Origin of the sequence: Synechococcus sp. BS55D (assembly GCF_004332415.1) — a bacterium.
Lineage (GTDB): Bacteria > Cyanobacteriota > Cyanobacteriia > PCC-6307 > Cyanobiaceae > Synechococcus_C.
Window position 1 is genome coordinate 15,095 of the sequence record NZ_PHQT01000002.1, and the last position, 17,375, is coordinate 32,469.

Consider the following 17,375-nt stretch of genomic DNA (forward strand, 5'->3'; position numbering starts at 1 on the left):
TCCTGATGGCAGTTGTGCTGAGCGCTGACTCCCTCCGCCAGGCAGGTCTTTTGATCGTGCCCCTGTTGTTGCTTTCGATCGCCGTGGTGGCTGTGGCGGTCGACCGGATTCTGTTCTGGTGGCAATGGCGTCAACGGCAGGATCAGCGGCTGGATGGATGGCTCGCCGAGCTCGACAGTTGTCGTCCATCTCAGCAGTCTCTCCACCAGGACCTGCTGGTGCGTCGCCTGGAGCGCTCCCTGTCCCGTTGGGATCCGCTCCTGGATCTCGCCCTGGTGCTGGGTCCCCTCCTTGGTCTTCTGACCACGGTGGTGGGCCTCATGCGTCTGCTCCAAGCCCTAGGCCCCGACTTGGTACTCCCCGCCCGCAGTGCTGATCTGCTCGCTGCTTATAGCCAGGTTCTGTCGGGAACCGTGCTGGGTCTGCTGATTGCTTTGGTCGCCCTGCTCGTGCAACGGCTCACCCGGATGCAGCGCCAGGCGGTCATCGGCCGCTTCGAAGAGGCCTGTTTGCTGCGACGCGCGCAGCTTGTCTGATGCCTTTCCTGCTCGCCACTTGCGTTGCAGTGCTCAGCCTCAGCACCTTGCTGGCTGTGCTTCCTGGCCTGCTCTCCTCTCCACGGCTCGACACCTTCGCTGAAGGGCAGCGCACGCCGGTGACCCGCCAATGGTTGGTGGTTCGCTCCGCTACTGGCAGTTGGTATCTCAACGGTGATGCGGTGTCTGCTGCGGTCCTGTCCCGCTCGCTTCGCCAGTCGAGCCCGAAGCCTTCCGTTGTGGTGCTGATGCCTTCCAGCACCCGCACCGCTGCTGATGTGGCGGGGGATCTGCGCTGGCTTCGAGCGCAGAGCAATCGTCCCGTACGGATTGACCGTCCTGAAGGGGCGTGGCAGCCATGAGGGATCCCGCTTCGGCTCACTGGTTGCTGGCCCTCAGCGGCTCCAGCCTCTGCCTCTGTTTGTTGGCAACGGCGCTGTTGCTGCTTCCTCAATGGCAGCAACAGTTGCCGGCCCGTCGAGGCGTGGTGAGCCTCCATCTGGCTGCGGATGGGTCTCTTCGGTTGTGGAATCAGCCGATTGCCTCTGCGGCCCTCCCCGGGCTTCTGGCGCGGACCCGTCGCCTCGCCCCCTCCACCAGGATCCGCCTTGTGGTCGCTCCCCAGGTCCCCTGGGGTGTGGTGCAGGACCTGCTTCCCCGTCTTGATTCCAGCCCCCTTCATGTGGACCTTGAACTTCCTCCGACGCCGCGCTCCTGAGGCGTTGCCCCTGGCGCTTCCCCTCGCGATTGCGGTTCTCCTTCATGCACTGCTCATCGGCCTTGGCAGCTGGCGTGGCCGTGGGGCCGTGGCCTCGCCGCCGGAGCCTGCGGTGATCGACAACACGCCTCAGCTCGTGCGCTTGAGTCGTCGCCTCAATCGCAAGGAACCCCTGGTGGCCGCCTCGGTGCTCAGCCTGAGCGCCACCCTGCCGCCTCCACCGCCAGAGCTGCTCAAGACCACAGAGCAGCCTGAAGCGAAGGATGGCTGTGGGGGCAGGGCTGCAAACGGCAAGGCCGCCACCTCAAAAGCAGCCAACTCAAAAGCAGCGAGCAGCCAAGCAGTTCTCGCCCGCTCGACTCCTGGCGTTGCCACTGCGTTCGAAGGCCCTGAGTCGCTCTCTCCAGAGACAATCAGCCGACTCTGGGGCGAAGCAGTGCCGGTGCCGGGCTGGCCCGAGCTGTTTGGCCCCGCTCCGGAGGGTGCTCAGATCCGTCGACTCCCCTTGAAGGCCCTTGGCGGACGCAGCGCAAAACAACTTCACAAGTTGACGATGACGTCGTCATCGGCTCAATTCCAGTTGCGAGCGGACGATCAGGGGGTCTGGATCGCGCGGCAGACCCTGAATTAGGTCTAATTGCGCACAGAGGGAATCGGGTGAGACCCTTAAGAATGAAGGGGTTAAGGACTTGTTAACCCCCTTAACTCCTTCATTCATGCCCCTATTTCTGCTGGTGCTGCTGGCCTCCTTTGCCGGATTTCGCGTGCAGGAGGGCGGTGTGGCCTGTCAGATATTTGAGAGCGGAGCTGGGAGTTTCGATCCCGTCAGCCAGCAGGTCAGTCTTTGCCCCAAGGTGGCCTTGCAACGTGGGCGTTCCCTCGCGGAAGTGGCACGGCACGAGTTCTTTCACGCCGTTCAGCATCAGTTTCAGCGTGAGCAGGGGTTTCTCCCGGATTCTCTGCTCACCCCTTTGGTGCGTCAGTTCATGGACGATGGGGAAGTGATGGCTGTGCTCAGCCTTTATCCCGAGGCGGAGGTCAACTCGGAGCTCGAGGCGCGTCTGGCCTCCCGATGGCTTCCCAATGCTGTTGTTGCCGCAGGCTTGCTTGCCGGTGCCCTGGTGGTGGAGCCAGAGCGGGCCGGAGCCATCGGCAGCATGCGCGCTTATCTGCTCACCCGTTGATGCAGGGTGTCCGCCAACCTCAAGGCCAGGGCGATGGTGGTGAGACCTGGTCCAACGCTGGGGCAACTCGGGAAGACACTGGTGTCGCCGAGATAGAGATTGTCGAGTTCATGGCTGCGGCCGTCGGCATCGACCACGGAGGCGGCGGGGTCGTCTCCCATGCGGCAGGTTCCGCAGGCGTAGCCCACCACGCTGAGTGGTGCTTCCCCGCGGGGGTGAGTCGGCGCTGTGCTCACCACGCGAGTGATCGGATCGCTCTCCACCGCCTTCAGCGTATCGATCCAGCGGTACACCAGCCGATCGTGGGCCTCACGGTTGTTATGCAGGTAGTTGATTCTGATCTGGTCGTTGTTCAGCCACACCTTGTTGTGGGGATCCGGCAGAACCTCGGTCATGGCCCACCAGGCCACCGAGCGCGACGCGAGCCTTTCCAGGCCGAAATCGGGGAGCAGTTTGCTCACCAAAGACAGCACCGGCGGGGATTCGGCGAACAGCGCATCCTGAAGCACACCGCCTGCGCTCTGGATGTGTCCGAGGGGGAAACTGACGTTTTTGTCTCCCCAGTAGTAGTCGTTGATGCCTAGGGAGCGCGCATAGCGGCCGTTGTTGGGTTCAGCAGCCAGCTGCAGGATTGAAGTGAGCTGCAGATTCATCAGGTTGCGCCCCACCTGATCGGAACCATTGCTCAGACCGCGAGGGTGGTGGTGGTTGGCCGAGCGCAGGAGGATCGCTGAGGAGTTGACCGCACCGGCGGCCAGCACCACGATGTCGGCGCTGAACAGCCAACTCTCTCCGGCAACCTCCGCTTCGACGCCTTTCACGGCTCGGCCGCTCGGATTCACATGCAGGCGCGTGACCTTGGCCTGGTTGCGCACCTCGAGCTTGGTGCTGTCCGCCTCATTGAGACCGAAGAGCTCAGCATCGCCACTGGGATCCTCCCGATCTTCGGACCAGCTCAGGGGAAGGTCGTAGGGCTGGCATCCCTGGCGTTGCAGTCCTTCGCGCAGGGGCTCAAGGAATGGAATCAGCGGTTTCGGGGCATGGGCGTAGGGGCCCGAGCGGTTGGGTTCGGTCGGGTCGATGCCGGCCTTGCCATGCACCCGATACAGCGCCTCAGCTTTGTCGTAGTAGGGCGCGAGAGCGTTGTAATCGAACGGCCATGCCGCAGAGACCCCTTCCTGCAGTGGGACTTCGCCGAAGTCTCTCTCGCGCATCCGCTCGAGTGCTGCCCCCCAGATCTTGGTGTTGCCGCCCAGGGCATAGGTGGTCTGCGGGGCGAAGGGATCACCATCCGGCCCAAACCAGCGTTCATTCCTCGGGTGGTAACGGTCCTTGCGGAACAGATCCACATCGGCAACGTTCTGGTCTTCGAGCGCCATGGCTCCGCCACGCTCCAGCACCAGCACCGTGTGGCCCAGGCGGGTCAGAGCTCCGGCCAGGGTTCCGCCACCGGCGCCGCTGCCGATGACGATGAAGTCGTAATGGCGATCGTCGATGATCATGGCTGAGTGATGGCTGTGAAGATCGAGAAGCGTTGCGGAATCAGCTGCTGCGCTGCCAGACGTAGATCAAGAGGTAGAGGATGATCCAGATGACATCCACGAAGTGCCAGAAGAGGCTCACGGATGTGACTCCCATCTCCCCCTTCGCATAGTTGTTGGGTCGGAAGGAGCGGGCGAGCATCAGACCCATCAGCAGAATGCCTGTGATCACATGCAACCCGTGGAATCCAGTGAGCAGATAGAAGGTTCCGCCGAACACACCGCTGCTCAGGCTGAAGGGAAGTTCTGACCATTCCAAGTACTGCCCATACACGAAGTAGCTGCCCATGGCCATGGTCAGCAGCCAGAAACCCCGGAATCCCCAGAGGTTTTCTTTATGCAGGCAGCGCTCCGCGAAGTAGGCCACGAAGCTGGAGCTCACCAGGATGATCGTGTTGATCAATGGCAGTTTGGTTTCCAGTCCCTCTACTCCCTCGGGCAACCATTCCGGTGCCGTGAGTTTCAACAGGGCAAAGCCGCTGAAGAAGGCCAGAAAAATGATACTTTCTGAGCAGAGAAAGATGATAAAACCAGTGAGATTGTGGCCGTCATGCTTGATGTGGCCTGGCTGGTGATCAAGCGGTAGATCTGGATTGGCGGTGGTCATGATCTTCAGGCCTCTTGGGCGCGGCGGATGTAGTAGTCCTCGTCTTTCACGAGGGGTTTGCCCAGGCCATAGCCGTAGGGCTCACTGATGACGGTGGGCACATCGTCTTCGAAGTTTTCGGCCGGAGGTGGCGAAGGCAAAAGCCACTCAAGACCGATGGCATTCCAAGGATTGGCGGATGCCTTGGCACCGCGGGCCCAGGAGCTCACGATGTTGAGGATGAAGGGAATCGAGGCCACGCCAAGCATGAAGGCCCCGATGCTGGCGATCACATTCCAGAGAGCGAACTCTGGGTCGTAGGAGGCCACCCGGCGGGGCATTCCATAGAGTCCTGCCCAGTGCAGGGGAAGCCAGTTGAGGGTGGCACCAATAAAGGTCAGGGTGAAGTGCACTTTGCCCAAGCCTTCGTAATACATCCTGCCGGTGAACTTGGGGAACCAGTGATAGATACCCGCGAAGATGCCGAAGCCAATGGTATTGAAGATGATGTAGTGGAAGTGGGCTACCACGAAATAGGTATTGCCCACATGGATGTCAATCGGTGCGGTGCCAAGCATGATGCCGGTGATCCCGCCGAGGATGAAATTCACCAGGCCCCCCAGAACGAATAGCATCGGTGTGGTAAGTCGGATCTTGCCGCCCCAGAGGGTGCCAAGCCAGGCGAATACCTTCACTCCTGTAGGGACGGCGATCAACATCGTGGTCACCATGAAGAGGTTGCGCATCCACTGAGGAGTTCCCGAATAGAACATGTGATGCACCCAAACAATCAGGCCCAGAAAAGTGATGATGAATGAGGCGATCGCCACGAACTTGTAGCCGAACAAAGGCTTGCGGGAATAAACCGTGATCAGCTCGGAGAAAATTCCGAACACCGGCAGAACCATCACATAAACGGCCGGGTGCGAATAAAACCAGAAAAAGTGCTGATAGAGCACTGGATCACCGCCACCTTCAGGGCGGAAGAAGCTGGTGCCGAAGCTCAGATCAAACAGGAGCATGATTGCGCCGCCGGTCAGAGCGGGCAGACCGACAAGCTGCAGGGTCTGGGCGGCCCATGCGGTCCAAACAAACACAGGCATGCGGAAAAACCCCATGCCTGGTGCCCGCATGCGGATGATGGTGGTCACGAAATTAATCGCGCCCATGATTGAGGAGATTCCCGAAAGGGCCACCGCCAGGATCCACAGGAACTCTCCGTTAATGAGATGCCCCAGGGGGTTCTGAATGCTGATTGGTGGGTAAGACCACCAGCCGGCGGATGCTGGACCGCCTGGAACGAAAAAGCTTGCTAAAAGCACAACGGCAAACACCGGCACGAGCCAGAAGGCCGCAGCATTCACCTTCGGGAATGCCATGTCTGGTGCTCCGATCATCGTGGGGATCAACAGATTGTTGAAACCGTTAAGAACCGGAAAGAGAAACAGGAACAGCATCACTGTTCCGTGCATTGTATAGAGACCGTTGTAAACGGTTGGGTCTACAAGATCCGATGGTGGTGTGATCAGCTCACCGCGCATCACCATCGCCAACAGGCCGCCAACCAGCAGGAAGAACAGCGACAGGCCCATGTACTGGAGCCCGATCACTTTGGCGTCTGTATTGAATGTAAAGAACCGCTTCCAGTTGTCAGGAGCTCCCGGAACTGGATGGGGCGCCTTAAGAACACGGGGGTCGTACTTTGTGGTGGTCATGGTTCTCAGGCGTCGTGAGGCGCGTTGGGGTTGCCGGGGTCATTGACCATCGGTGGTGGAGCTGGGGGAACCGTTGCCCAGCCCCGGTCTCCTTGGGCTAGTCGCTGGGCATAAAGCTCAGTGCCCGGGCTCAAGCCAGCCACCAGAGGCTGGGCGGAGCTGGTGGAGAGCCAGGATTCGAAGTCGTCCTCGCTGTCGACGATCACAACGGTCTGGTTGTGCGAGAAATAGGCACCGCTGAACTGTGAATCGCGGAGCCGGTAACGTCCCTCACGGGTCGGCGTGATGCTGTAAGAAATCACACTGCCTGGAACGATGTCCTGCTTGAGGCGGAAGGCGGGAATGAAGAAGCCGTGGATCACATCCAGGCTGCTGAGCTCGAAGTTGGCTCTTTGATTGATCGGCAGATGCAGTTCGGAACTGCGAACGCCGTTCGGGTAGATAAACTCCCAGCTCCACTGACGGGCGATCACCTGGATGGGGCCATAGTCCTTGTGGGGATCGACCACAAGGGACGTTTCCGGACCGAGGCCACCTTCCACGTCGTATTTCACTTTGGGGCCGAGCGCCGCGAGCTTTTCATTCACATCGATCGAATAGAAGGCGAGTGCCATCACGATCACGAAGGGGATCACGGTCCAAGTGATCTCCAGGCGCGTGTTGCCCTCGATCGGTAGGCCATCGCTTTCGTCATATTTTTCGGCCCTGTGGACAATGACCGACCAGAGAATGAAACCCACGCATCCGATGAAGATGAAGCTGCCAATCCCCACCTCAAGGCTGAACAGCCCATCCACGTAAGGAGCTGCAGTCGAGGCCGGAACAGGTAACCAGCCATAGGCCCAGCGGGAGACCTGATAGCTGAGCAGAGCATCGATCAACGTGCAGATCAGGATCACTGCCACGAGACGGACTGGCAGTCCTCCACGCCCCTTGGGTGTGCTGGTCGTCATGGCAGGACCTCGCGAAGATCGGCACCTGCCGCCAAGAGTTGGTCGGCGGTGATGTGCACCCCGAATTCGCTGGCGAGCCAGGCGCCAAGGCTCCCGTGGACGCCCATCAGCACCAGGATCAGACTTCCGCAGGCCAGATAGAGCCAGCTCACCTGACGTCCGTAGTCTTTGCGCCAGACGAAACGCTGGTAACCGCGCCAGATCGTCATGGCAACGATCATCAGCAGCAGAGCTACTCCACCCACCGCATGCCACAGCATGGTGTCGATGGCGTTCTGGCCGATCACGCTGCGCACTCCTGGCAGGGGAACCGCGAGCAACATCTCGTAGAAACCGGCGCCGACGGTGAAGAAACTGATCAGGCTGCAGGCCAGCAGGTTGTACCAGCCCACATCGTGGAAACCGACCCGCGTGACCGGAAGGGCGAGGTAGCGGAACACCCGCTTCTCGAGTGGATAGAAGGCACCAGCGAAGTCGAAGGCGATGCCGATCGCAAACAGGCCGATGGTGAAGTGCACCAGATTCGGATGCACCGGAACGATGTAGGGGAGATCGTTGGCTCCTAACTGATCGACGATCTCATTGATCGGCGAAGAGATCGTTGTGAAGAGTTCGCTGAAGAGAGGGCTCATGAGATCACCCCGCTGCGCACGGCCTCAACCACCGGAACGGTGTGGAGTCCGTAGACCCACACGAGCATGTCGCCCAGATACACCTGGCAGAACACCAGCACGGCCAGGACTCCGTCAATCACGAGGAAACCCGCCGGAAGAACGGTGGGATCCTTCTGGCGAACGACGTAACGCCAACCGGTCAACAGGCCGAGCACCCCGGCCAGCGACCAGCCGATCGTGCTGTGGTAGTTCAGCAGATCGCGGGCAGCTCCGTAGGGATTGGCCAGACCTGCTTCGATCTGACCAAAGATGATCGCCACGAAGATGGCGACGGTGGCGACCACCAGATTCCAAAAGCTGACTTCAAACAGGTTTCGCCGCCGGGTGATCACCCCGAGCAGGTCGAAGACGACCGTGATCAGGGCCATCGCGATCACGAAGTGAACCACGATCGGGTGGATCACATCGAGCCAGGGCAGATTCTTGTCGTTGAGAGGTGGGAGCAGCTCGAGCATCAGCAAGCCGCGCGTTGCCTTTCAAGGATGATCAGCCTCAGCTCAGGAGTCATCCCTCCTTGTCGGATTGCGAATGCCTTATGTGTATTTGATCACCGAAGCAGGTGATCCCTGTCACGACTGCTCGCTGTCGAGGCTGTCTCGGCGATAGCGAAGCTGGCGCCAGTAGAGGATCGCCTGGAGGGCGATCAGCACCAGTACGGCAGGCAGTACAAGGCAGAGCATCGCCAGTCGAAATTCGTCTTGCCAGCTCGGCAGGGTCCTGGGCAGCACCTGGTCGATCACATAAAAGATGTAAAGGCCAACGAGGATTCCTCCTTCCAGTCGGGTGATCCGCCCTTTGGTCCAGAAGATGGGCATGCAGGCCAAGGTCGTCAGCACCATCACCGGCAGATCACGCTCGATCAGCATCGGGTCAACATGCAGGCCATGGGCCCCGGAGGCGAGGGCTGCGCAGCTGAGCACCAGCAGCTGGTTGAGGAGGTTGCTTCCCACCACGTTGCCGATGGCCAGATCGGTCCGCCCCCGGATCGCCGCCACCAGGGAGGTGATCAGTTCCGGCATCGAGGTGCCCGCCGACACAATCGTGAGTCCAATCACGGCCTCGCTCACCCCGAGGAAGCCAGCGGCGGCGCTGGCTCCCTTCACCAGCACGTTGGAGCCGAAACCCAGCAGCACAATGCCTGCGGCCAGGCGCAGCATCGCCCCCCAGAGCCCCTGATCGGCCGAGCTCGGATCGATCTCCGGCTCGGCTTCCTCCATGCCATCAGGTTCTTCCCGAGCCGTGCGGATCTCCCAAACCGTGTTGATGGCTAAGGCGACCAGCAGGGCGACTCCTGCCTGCCAGGTGACCCGGCCTGCCGAGGCCATGCCCCAGACGGCAGCTGAGATCGCCAGCAGCAGGGGAACATCCCTGCGCACGAGGCGACTCTCCACCCGCAGAGGCAGCACGAGGGCGCTGCTGCCGAGCACCACCATCACATTGAAAATGTTGCTGCCCACCACGTTGCTGACCGCTAGATCGGCGGAGCCTTGAAGGGCGGAGCCAACGCTCACAAACAATTCCGGCGCACTGGTGCCAAGGGCGACCACCGTCAGGCCGATCACCAACTGGGGAATCCCCAGAATCAGAGCCAGGGTGACGGAGCCCTGGACGAACAGTTCACCGCCTCCGAACAGCAGGGCGATTCCGACAAGCACTTCCAGGGCGGCAATCAGGAAGGGGGGCATCGCGACGCTGAGGGAAAGAATTAAGTCTGCTCTTGAGGGTGATGACGAATCCTGATCGTCCGACAGGTCTGCCCTCAAACCAGACAACTAGCATTTCGCGACCTCACACTCACCCTCTTTCTCAAGGTGCTTCTGAATCACATCAGCACCCGGAATGTCCGGGGTGACGCCTTCGGCGGCGTCACCGCCGCCGTGATCGCCCTGCCCATGGCCCTTGCCTTCGGTGTGGCCTCCGGTGCCGGTGCCGCGGCTGGACTCTGGGCCGCAGTGATCATTGGACTGGTCGCCGCCCTGTTCGGCGGGACGCCCACCCTGATTTCCGAGCCCACCGGTCCGATGACGGTGGTGTTCACCTCGGTAATCCTCAGCTTTACGGCCACAGCTCCCGATAAGGAGACCGCCCTGGCGATGGCCTTCACGGTGGTGATCCTGGCCGGCCTCTTCCAAATCCTCTTCGGGGTGTTCCGCCTGGGGCGGTACATCACCCAGATGCCTTACACGGTGATCTCCGGCTTCATGTCCGGGATCGGCATCATTCTCGTGATCCTTCAGTTGGCTCCCTTTCTGGGGCAGGCCAGCCCCAAGGGAGGTGTGGTCGGCACGCTGACTCAGTTGCCGCAGCTGCTCTCTGGGGTCCGGCCCTTCGAGTTGGCCTTGGCCCTGATCACCGTGGCGATTCTGTGGTTGACCCCCAGCCGACTGAAGAAGATCTGCCCCCCCCAGCTCCTGGCTCTGGTGGTGGGAACGATCCTGTCGGTCACGTTGTTTGCGTCGGCTGATCTGCGCACCATTCCAGAATTCCAGGCTCAGTTCCCCACCCTGCACCTGCCCACATTTTCAGGAGGTCAGATTCGGCTGATGGTGATCGATGGCGCCGTGCTGGGCATGCTCGGCTGCATCGATGCTCTGCTCACCTCGGTGGTGGCGGACAGCCTCACCCGCACCGAGCACAATTCCGATAAGGAGCTGGTGGGTCAAGGCCTCGCCAACATTGCCTCTGGTCTGTTCGGTGGATTGCCTGGTGCTGGCGCCACCATGGGCACCGTCGTGAATATTCAGGCTGGTGGCCGCTCCGCCCTCTCCGGCGTTGTCAGGGCCGTGATCCTGATGCTGGTGATCCTGTTGGCAGCCCCCTTGGTGTCGACGATCCCTCTGGCCGTGCTGGCGGGCATTGCTCTCAAGGTGGGTCTCGACATCATCGACTGGGATTTCCTGCGCCGCGCCCATCACCTCTCTCTGAAGGCGGCCCTGATCACCTATGGCGTGATCGCGTTGACCGTGTTGGTCGATTTGATTGCTGCGGTGGGAATCGGAGTGTTCGTGGCCAACGTGCTCACGATCGACCGCATGAGCGCCCTGCAGTCGAAGCGTGTGAAAACGATCAGCACCGCTGATGATGATGTGGAGCTCGCCCCTGAGGAGCAGCAGCTTCTGGACAAGGCCGCTGGCCGCGTGCTGCTCTTTCAGCTTGCTGGTCCGATGATTTTCGGGGTTGCCAAGACAATTGCCCGTGAACACAACGCCATCGCCAATTGCGACGCGGTGGTGTTCGACCTGCGGGAAGTCACCCATTTGGGTGTGACCGCTTCTTTGGCCCTTGAAAACGCGATCAAGGAGGCCCTTGAGGTGGGCCGCCGGGTGCATCTGGTGGTGCTTCCTGGTGCGGCCCGCACCCGTCTGGAGAAGCTGAAGCTGATTGAGCAGATTCCCGGGGAATGCATCAGCGAGGATCGTTTGCAGGCCCTCCACTCCGCGGTGGCTGGTCTTCCCGTTTGATCCCTCGCCCATGGATATCCCATCCCGCATCGTCCTGCGTCGCCCCGACGATTGGCATGTGCATCTGCGGGATGGGGCCATGTTGGAGGCGGTGCTGCCATCGACAGCGCGCCTTTTCGCCCGGGCCATCGTGATGCCCAACCTCAGGCCCCCGGTGACGACCACGAAGGCCGCTGTTGCGTACCGCGAGCGCATCCTGGCGGCGTTGCCACCAGGTCTGTCGTTCACGCCGCTGATGACGGCCTATCTCACCGATTCCACCGACCCTCAGGATCTGAAGCAGGGGTTCGAGGCTGGAGTCTTCACAGCGGTGAAGCTTTATCCCGCCAATGCCACCACCAATTCTGCTGCTGGGGTTAGGGAGCTAGACGCCATCACCCCAGTGCTCGAGACGATGCAGGCGATCGATCTGCCCCTCTTGATCCACGGCGAAGTCACCGATCCAGAGGTGGATGTGTTTGATCGGGAGGCTGTGTTTATCGAACGGCATCTGGTGCCGTTGCGCCGGAGGTTTCCTTCTCTGCGGGTGGTGCTGGAGCACATCACCACCGAACAAGCTGTGGACTATGTACGCGCTGCGCACCAATCAGGGGAACAAACCCTGGCGGCCACGATCACCCCTCACCATCTGCATCTCAACCGCAACGCGATGTTTTCGGGTGGGTTGCGCACCGATTTCTATTGCTTGCCAGTCGTGAAGCGAGAGCGGCATCGTCGTGCCCTCGTGGCAGCGGCCACCGGTGGTGAGCCCTGTTTCTTTCTGGGCACGGATTCCGCTCCCCACGCCCGCTCCGCCAAGGAAACCAGCTGTGGCTGCGCGGGCATCTTCAATGCGGCCCACGCCCTGGAGAGCTACGCCGCGATCTTTGAGCAGCAAGGGGCGTTGGATCGCTTGGAAGGCTTTGCCAGTGAGCATGGGCCCCGTTTCTACCGCCTGCCTCTCAACAGCGAAACGGTCACCCTGGTGCGCCAGCTCCAGGTGGTACCCCAGAGCCTGACGCTGTCGGATCGCAGGGCGGATGCCCTCGATGCAGCGGAAGCACCGCGTTTGTTCCATGCCGGGGAGACCCTGGCTTGGCGTGTCGCGGTGGATGGTTAGAGCCCAGGACTGCTCATCATGATGCCGCCGTCGGCGAACAGGCTGGTGGCGGTCATGTAGCTGGCTCCGTTGCTGGCAAGGAAGGCCACCACAGAGGCGATTTCCTCTGGTTGGGCCATTCGGCCCATGGGGATGGCTGCATTGAGCTTGGCCAGCAGCTCAGGATTGTTCATGGTGGAATCGTTGATCGGTGTGGCAACGGCACCAGGGCCGACGTTCACGATCGTGACGCCCTTGCCGGCGAGTTCCACACCGGCCGTGCGGGTGAGCATGCGCACGCCCCCCTTGGCAACGCAATAGGGGGTGTTGTTGGGCATTGGCCAGTCTTCATGCACCGAGGAGATGTTGATGATGCGACCACCCGTACCCTGAGCAATCATCTGCTTCGCGGCGTATTGGGTGGCGAAGAAGACGCCCCGAAGATTGACGTTCATCACCTTGTCAAAGTCTTCAGGTTTGGTGTCGAGAATGGATGTACGTGTCTCGATACCGGCGTTATTGACCATGACATCAATGCGTCCAAAGGTCTTCACCGCAGTGTCGACAAGGTTTTGAAGGTCTTCAAGCTTGCCCACGTCTGCCTGCACACCAATCGCCTTCCCACCGAGCTCGCCGATCTCTTCGATCAGCTCTTCCGTGCGTTCGGGATGCGAGCGGTAATCGATGACCACCTTCGCGCCAAGGCTCCCGACCGTTTCGACGATTGCCTTACCGATGCCGGAGTTGCCACCGGTGACGACGATCACTTTGTCTTGCAGAGACAGGGAGGTCATCGCCTGGGGAACCTGAGCCATAAAACGTAGGGATCGAGCCCTTCTTAGTTAGCTGGTTTTCGTCGATCCGGCTGTGTTCTTGTCATCTCCTGCTCATCGAGTCATTGGCTTTCATGACGCCAAGAGTGATTGTTTCTACTGTCCGGTTATCACAGGTTTCCTGGCATGGATCCGATCGCCCTATTAGTCCCCACCTCCCCCGCCGGATTGGCAGCACTCAGCTTGGTGCTGTTGCGTCTATTCACCGGTGTGGTGTTCATTCGCCATGGTTGGCCGAAGCTGCGAAACCTCAACACCTGGGCTGCAGCTATGAAGACTCCGGCCTGGCTTTGCTTTCTGTCGGCATTCTCGATGTGGGCCGGTGGCGTTGCTCTGATCATGGGCCTGCTAACACCCCTTGCGGCCGCGGCGATCGCCGTGTCGATGCTCTATGCCGTTGTGCTTGAGATCCGAAGTGGTTTCCCCTTTATCGCGCCAGATCCGTTCCAGATCCCTGAAGGTGACTATGCCGGACCCATGGGTGTTGGTGAGCCCCCCAGCTGGGAGAAAGCTGCCATGTATGTGGTGATGTGTGCAGTTCTGATGGCCTCAGGTGGTGGGCCATTGAGCCTTGATCTTGTTTTGGTTGCGCCTCGCCTGCAGGTGATCTTCGGTTGATTTCAACCCACGATCAGCAGGCTATGGCCATCGGGATCACGCACTGTGAAGCCAAGCTGAGCAGAGAAAGCCTCAGCAGGCAAGCTCACCAGAGGGCTGCAATCGCTCCCTGATTCACTGTTGATGACACGTTCATGCAGGGCACTGATGGCGTCAGCTTGCATCAGGAGTTTTCGATCACAGGCATCACTCCAGTTCGGATGTTGACGATCCCGACCTCCGGTCGGTGCGATGTAGCGGAGAAACTCGATTCCCATCCGATGCGGCCCCGGGCCGATTCCAGTGATAGCCACTCTGGTGCCCTGCAATCCATCCATGGCGTCTTGTTCAGGGCCATGATTAAGGCTCTCTCCTTTGACTGCGAGGCCCAGCATGTTGCGATAGAAACGCAGACTGGTTTCCGTGTTGGCGATGCTGATCGCTGAGTGGTCAATACCCTTGGGAAGCCCGTTATTGCGGCTTTTCTCATGCCAACGGCTGTCTCCTTTATCTGCGGGGAACTGCAGCAGTTCTAGAGGGTGGCCGGCAGGATCTTTGAATTTCGCAGCCCAGATGCCTGCAGCAGCGCTGTTCCATTCTGGAAGGCATTGGGGCTGAGTTGAAATTGGGTTGATGCCCTGATCGAGTAAGCGAGAGTAGATCCCTCTCAGGTCATCACTCACCAGACAGATGTGCTGGAACCAGTGATCATTCCCTCCCCAGCACTCGGGATAAGGAGTTGGATCCTTCACCCCTGGCCATCCCCAGATTTGAAGTTGCTCGTCGCCGATTTCAAGTACAACGCGTTCAATTCCGGCCTTCGCGATGTCGCCAAACAGTTGCAGGATCCATTCCCCCTCTAACGAATCACGACCAGTGACTTCAAAGCCAAGGTTGTCGATATACCAATTTGCTAGCTCGTTGGGCTGTGCTGCGTTCTGCAGTAAGCCAAGGACCCGTTGAATGGCCATGACAGTCAATGCCTCCCTGAGATGCTGACAATGCCACCAGCGCAGATCATGACTGCCCCGATAATGCTTTCCAAGCTTATGCTTTCGCGAAAGAGAACAATGCCGAAGATGGCCGCAAACACGACCGAGCTGTACTGAAAGGCGCCTACTTCATGAGGTTTTGCATAGAGATAGGCCTTGATCAGTAAGAATTGGAAGGCCAGGAGGCAGAGTCCGGTTGCTACCATCATCCAGAGGACCCAGGGAGGAGTTGCCTGGAAGTGGCCAATGGCTAGGCAGCCAGATACGACAACTCCGAAGAGTAAAAAGTAAAATAATTGTGTGAGGGGGGTTTCGCTTTCGTCGAGTTTATTGACTGCAAGAAATTCAATAGCGGTAACAAAGCCTGCCGCAAGTGCCACGAGGTTGCCTGGGTTGGAAAGGATGTTGGCATCAGGGCGAACCACGACCACCATGCCGGCAAAGCCAATCACAATGGCAAGCCAGATCTGCCAGCTAATGCGTTGACGTAGGAAGATCAATGCCAGGATTGGAATGAAGATCGGTGTTGTGTTGACCAATACATTGGTGTCTACGAGTGAGGTTAATTGAGCGGCTGCAATGAAGAGGGTGAATCCTGCAATTCCGGTAATGCCGCGCAAAAGGTGATAGCCACCTTTACGGGTTGGTAAGTCCTTGAATTGGCGCAAAGCTGTCAGCAGTAAAACCAGTGTAAAAGCAACAAGAAAGGTGCCAAATGTGAATACCTGCACACTCAGGTATGAATCAACGTATTTGCCGAATACGCTCTGGGCCGTGTTGGCAAGAAAGGCCAGAACGATAAAGACCGATCCCAGCCAGAGAGAGTGTTTCTGGCTCATGGTTTCAGCCGCTCAACGAGGTGTTCGCCCACTCGGATCGCATTTGCAATGGTGGTGAGCGAAGGGTTCACTGCCGAGCTGCTGGGGAAAAAGCTTGTGTCCACCACATAGAGATTGTCGAGATCATGGGCCTTGCAGTTCAGGTCCAGAACTGAAGTGGTGGGATCGGTGCCGAAACGGCAGGTGCCGCACTGATGGCCAACGGCGGCCAGTTCCATGGCGGAAGCGAAGTAGACCTGGCGTTCTGCAAGGTGATTCTGCAAATAGAGCTTGTCGAGCAAGCCTTCGAGCCGATGGATCAGCTCCTCGGATGCCCGGTTATTGGTGGCCGTATACGACAGGGTGATCTGACCGTTGCGATCCACGGTGACACGGTTATCGGCTCGTGGCAGATCTTCCGTCTGCATCCAGAAATCAAGCGAATGCTCAGCGAGTTTGTCCATGCTCCAGGTGGGAGCGAGGGCTGTGAGCCGTGGCTTGTATCCCTTCATCATCGCCCCATTGGTCTTGCCGGTCATTTGTACGTGACCCATCGGGAAATCAAAGTCGTTATCGCCGAAATACCAGTCGTTGATCGCCACCGTCTTCTGGAACACCGTGGGATTGGGTTCATGGGCAAGAGCAACGACGGCCTTGCAGTTGTGATACATGTAATTACGTCCCACCTGGTCGGAGCGATTGGCGAGACCGCGGGGATGAGCGTCGTTCGCAGACATCAGCAGAAGTCGTGCACTGTTGGCGGCACCGGCGGACACCACGACGATGGAGCCCTTGAATCGTCGTTCCTGGCCCTTGTGTTTGACCACGACTTCGCTTACTTCATGCCCTTTCTCATCCGTCTGAAGCCGCACCACCTCGGCATCGGTGAGTAAGAACACATTGTCGTGATCAAGTGCAGGGCGAACGCCCATCACTTCACCATCTCCCTTGGCATGAACCAGACAAGGGAATCCATCACAGCGGTTGCAGCGGACGCAGGCACTGAAGGCTGGATCACTCTCATTCAGAGCAACACCTGTTGGTTGGTGGAAGGGGTGTAGCCCGGCGGAACGCAAGTCATCCACCAGCTTCTGCATGCGTGGCTCATGGCTGATCGGCGCGTAGGGATAGGGCGATGATGCCGGCGGTTCGAAAGGGTCCTCGCCGCGCAGTCCGTGCACGTGATACCACTCTTCGGCCTTGCGGTAATAGGGCTCAAACACGTCATATTTCAGGGGCCACTCCGGTGACTCTCCGTCGACATGCATGACCGACTCAAAGTCTCGTTCCCGCAGGCGGAAGTGCGCGGCTCCATACATTTTGGATGCGCCACCAACGAAGTAATGGCTGCCGGGCTGAAAAGACGTTCCGTGTTGATCTTTCCAGATGTCTTGACTGACGTAGCGATTCTTCTGGAAGACCTCCACTGGATCCCAGTTCTGGGGTTCGCGCGGCAGCCAGCCCCCCCGCTCAAGAATCAAAATCGAAAGGCCTGAATCGGCCAGTGCTCTCGCCAGCGTTCCGCCTCCCGCACCACTTCCGATGATCACCACATCGAACGCTTCGCCCTGGGGTTCCACGGGTGTTGTGCGGTGTGCGGCTCGAGTGCACAGGTCCATCGGAGTCACAACCACAAAACCTCTTGCAACGCTAGGAAGTGATGTCTGTGCCGTCAGCAATGATGTGTTG

Annotated in this window: 19 protein-coding genes; 8 read left to right on the top strand and 11 right to left on the bottom strand. The window is 59.5% G+C overall.

Going from position 1 to position 17,375, the window contains the following annotated elements; genetic code table 11:
* Positions 1 to 5: 5 nt before the first annotated feature.
* The 5 genes from CWE16_RS03575 to CWE16_RS03595 all read left to right on the top strand — a co-directional run bounded on the left by CWE16_RS03575 (position 6) and on the right by CWE16_RS03595 (position 2,438).
* Positions 6 to 536 (top strand): MotA/TolQ/ExbB proton channel family protein, encoded by a 531-nt coding sequence (locus tag CWE16_RS03575; RefSeq protein ID WP_236629555.1) that lies wholly within the window; start codon positions 6 to 8, stop codon positions 534 to 536.
* Positions 536 to 898, top strand: a complete 363-nt coding sequence (locus CWE16_RS03580) for a hypothetical protein (RefSeq protein ID WP_131593084.1) — start codon at positions 536 to 538, stop codon at positions 896 to 898. Before CWE16_RS03575 ends, CWE16_RS03580 begins: the two co-directional genes overlap by 1 nt.
* A complete protein-coding gene (locus tag CWE16_RS03585) occupies positions 895 to 1,254 on the top strand; it encodes a hypothetical protein (protein ID WP_131593086.1) in 360 nt (119 codons plus the stop codon). The genes CWE16_RS03580 and CWE16_RS03585 overlap by 4 nt, the downstream gene beginning before the upstream one ends.
* Positions 1,226 to 1,885: a hypothetical protein gene (locus CWE16_RS03590; protein ID WP_131593088.1), complete on the top strand. Its 660-nt coding sequence runs from the start codon at positions 1,226 to 1,228 to the stop codon at positions 1,883 to 1,885. Before CWE16_RS03585 ends, CWE16_RS03590 begins: the two co-directional genes overlap by 29 nt.
* An 85-nt stretch (positions 1,886 to 1,970) precedes the next feature.
* A complete protein-coding gene (locus CWE16_RS03595) occupies positions 1,971 to 2,438 on the top strand; it encodes a hypothetical protein (RefSeq protein ID WP_131593090.1) in 468 nt (155 codons plus the stop codon).
* Here CWE16_RS03595 and CWE16_RS03600 read toward each other — a convergent pair.
* The 7 genes from CWE16_RS03600 to CWE16_RS03630 form a co-directional block, all read right to left on the bottom strand.
* Positions 2,420 to 3,940, bottom strand: a complete 1,521-nt coding sequence (locus tag CWE16_RS03600) for a GMC oxidoreductase (RefSeq protein ID WP_131593092.1) — start codon at positions 3,938 to 3,940, stop codon at positions 2,420 to 2,422. The genes CWE16_RS03595 and CWE16_RS03600 overlap by 19 nt on opposite strands.
* Positions 3,941 to 3,980: 40 nt before the next feature.
* On the bottom strand, positions 3,981 to 4,586 hold the full coding sequence (locus tag CWE16_RS03605) for a cytochrome c oxidase subunit 3 (RefSeq protein ID WP_131593094.1): 606 nt from the start codon (positions 4,584 to 4,586) through the stop codon (positions 3,981 to 3,983).
* Between the two features lie 5 nt (positions 4,587 to 4,591).
* Positions 4,592 to 6,280, bottom strand: a complete 1,689-nt coding sequence (locus tag CWE16_RS03610; RefSeq protein WP_131593096.1) for a cytochrome c oxidase subunit I — start codon at positions 6,278 to 6,280, stop codon at positions 4,592 to 4,594.
* 5 nt (positions 6,281 to 6,285) lie between these two features.
* A complete protein-coding gene (locus CWE16_RS03615) occupies positions 6,286 to 7,233 on the bottom strand; it encodes a cytochrome c oxidase subunit II (protein ID WP_131593098.1) in 948 nt (315 codons plus the stop codon).
* Entirely contained in the window at positions 7,230 to 7,865 is a 636-nt protein-coding gene (locus CWE16_RS03620; protein ID WP_131593100.1) for a DUF2231 domain-containing protein, read from the bottom strand. The genes CWE16_RS03615 and CWE16_RS03620 overlap by 4 nt, the downstream gene beginning before the upstream one ends.
* A complete protein-coding gene (locus CWE16_RS03625) occupies positions 7,862 to 8,362 on the bottom strand; it encodes a DUF2231 domain-containing protein (RefSeq protein WP_131456390.1) in 501 nt (166 codons plus the stop codon). The genes CWE16_RS03620 and CWE16_RS03625 overlap by 4 nt, the downstream gene beginning before the upstream one ends.
* A gap of 114 nt (positions 8,363 to 8,476) precedes the next feature.
* Positions 8,477 to 9,592, bottom strand: coding sequence for a calcium/sodium antiporter (locus CWE16_RS03630; RefSeq protein ID WP_131593102.1), 1,116 nt, complete (start codon positions 9,590 to 9,592; stop codon positions 8,477 to 8,479).
* A 126-nt stretch (positions 9,593 to 9,718) separates the two neighbouring features.
* On the opposite strand from CWE16_RS03630, the gene CWE16_RS03635 reads away from it, so the two are divergent.
* Positions 9,719 to 11,368 carry a SulP family inorganic anion transporter gene (locus CWE16_RS03635; RefSeq protein ID WP_131593104.1) on the top strand — a complete coding sequence of 550 codons (1,650 nt, stop codon included), beginning with the start codon at positions 9,719 to 9,721 and terminating at the stop codon, positions 11,366 to 11,368.
* A 10-nt stretch (positions 11,369 to 11,378) separates the two neighbouring features.
* A complete protein-coding gene (gene pyrC, locus CWE16_RS03640) occupies positions 11,379 to 12,467 on the top strand; it encodes a dihydroorotase (protein ID WP_131593106.1) in 1,089 nt (362 codons plus the stop codon).
* Here the strand turns inward: pyrC and CWE16_RS03645 are convergent.
* Complete coding sequence (locus tag CWE16_RS03645) at positions 12,464 to 13,240, bottom strand: SDR family NAD(P)-dependent oxidoreductase (protein ID WP_131593108.1); 777 nt, start codon at positions 13,238 to 13,240, stop codon at positions 12,464 to 12,466. The two genes, pyrC and CWE16_RS03645, sit on opposite strands and share 4 nt — an antisense overlap.
* A gap of 165 nt (positions 13,241 to 13,405) precedes the next feature.
* Between CWE16_RS03645 and CWE16_RS03650 the strand changes: the two genes are divergently transcribed.
* Positions 13,406 to 13,897, top strand: a complete 492-nt coding sequence (locus CWE16_RS03650) for a DoxX family protein (protein ID WP_131593110.1) — start codon at positions 13,406 to 13,408, stop codon at positions 13,895 to 13,897.
* Between the two features lie 2 nt (positions 13,898 to 13,899).
* On the opposite strand, the gene CWE16_RS03655 is transcribed toward CWE16_RS03650, so the two are convergent.
* Genes CWE16_RS03655 through CWE16_RS03665 form a run of 3 tightly spaced genes read right to left on the bottom strand, consistent with a single transcriptional unit; the run spans position 13,900 to position 17,305 of the window.
* The gene (locus CWE16_RS03655; protein WP_131593112.1) at positions 13,900 to 14,847 is read right to left on the bottom strand and encodes a VOC family protein; all 948 of its coding nucleotides are present in this window, start codon (positions 14,845 to 14,847) and stop codon (positions 13,900 to 13,902) included.
* Between the two features lie 5 nt (positions 14,848 to 14,852).
* Positions 14,853 to 15,707 carry a DMT family transporter gene (locus tag CWE16_RS03660; RefSeq protein WP_131593114.1) on the bottom strand — a complete coding sequence of 285 codons (855 nt, stop codon included), beginning with the start codon at positions 15,705 to 15,707 and terminating at the stop codon, positions 14,853 to 14,855.
* Positions 15,704 to 17,305 (bottom strand): GMC family oxidoreductase, encoded by a 1,602-nt coding sequence (locus CWE16_RS03665; RefSeq protein ID WP_131593116.1) that lies wholly within the window; start codon positions 17,303 to 17,305, stop codon positions 15,704 to 15,706. The genes CWE16_RS03660 and CWE16_RS03665 overlap by 4 nt, the downstream gene beginning before the upstream one ends.
* Positions 17,306 to 17,375 lie beyond the last annotated feature (70 nt).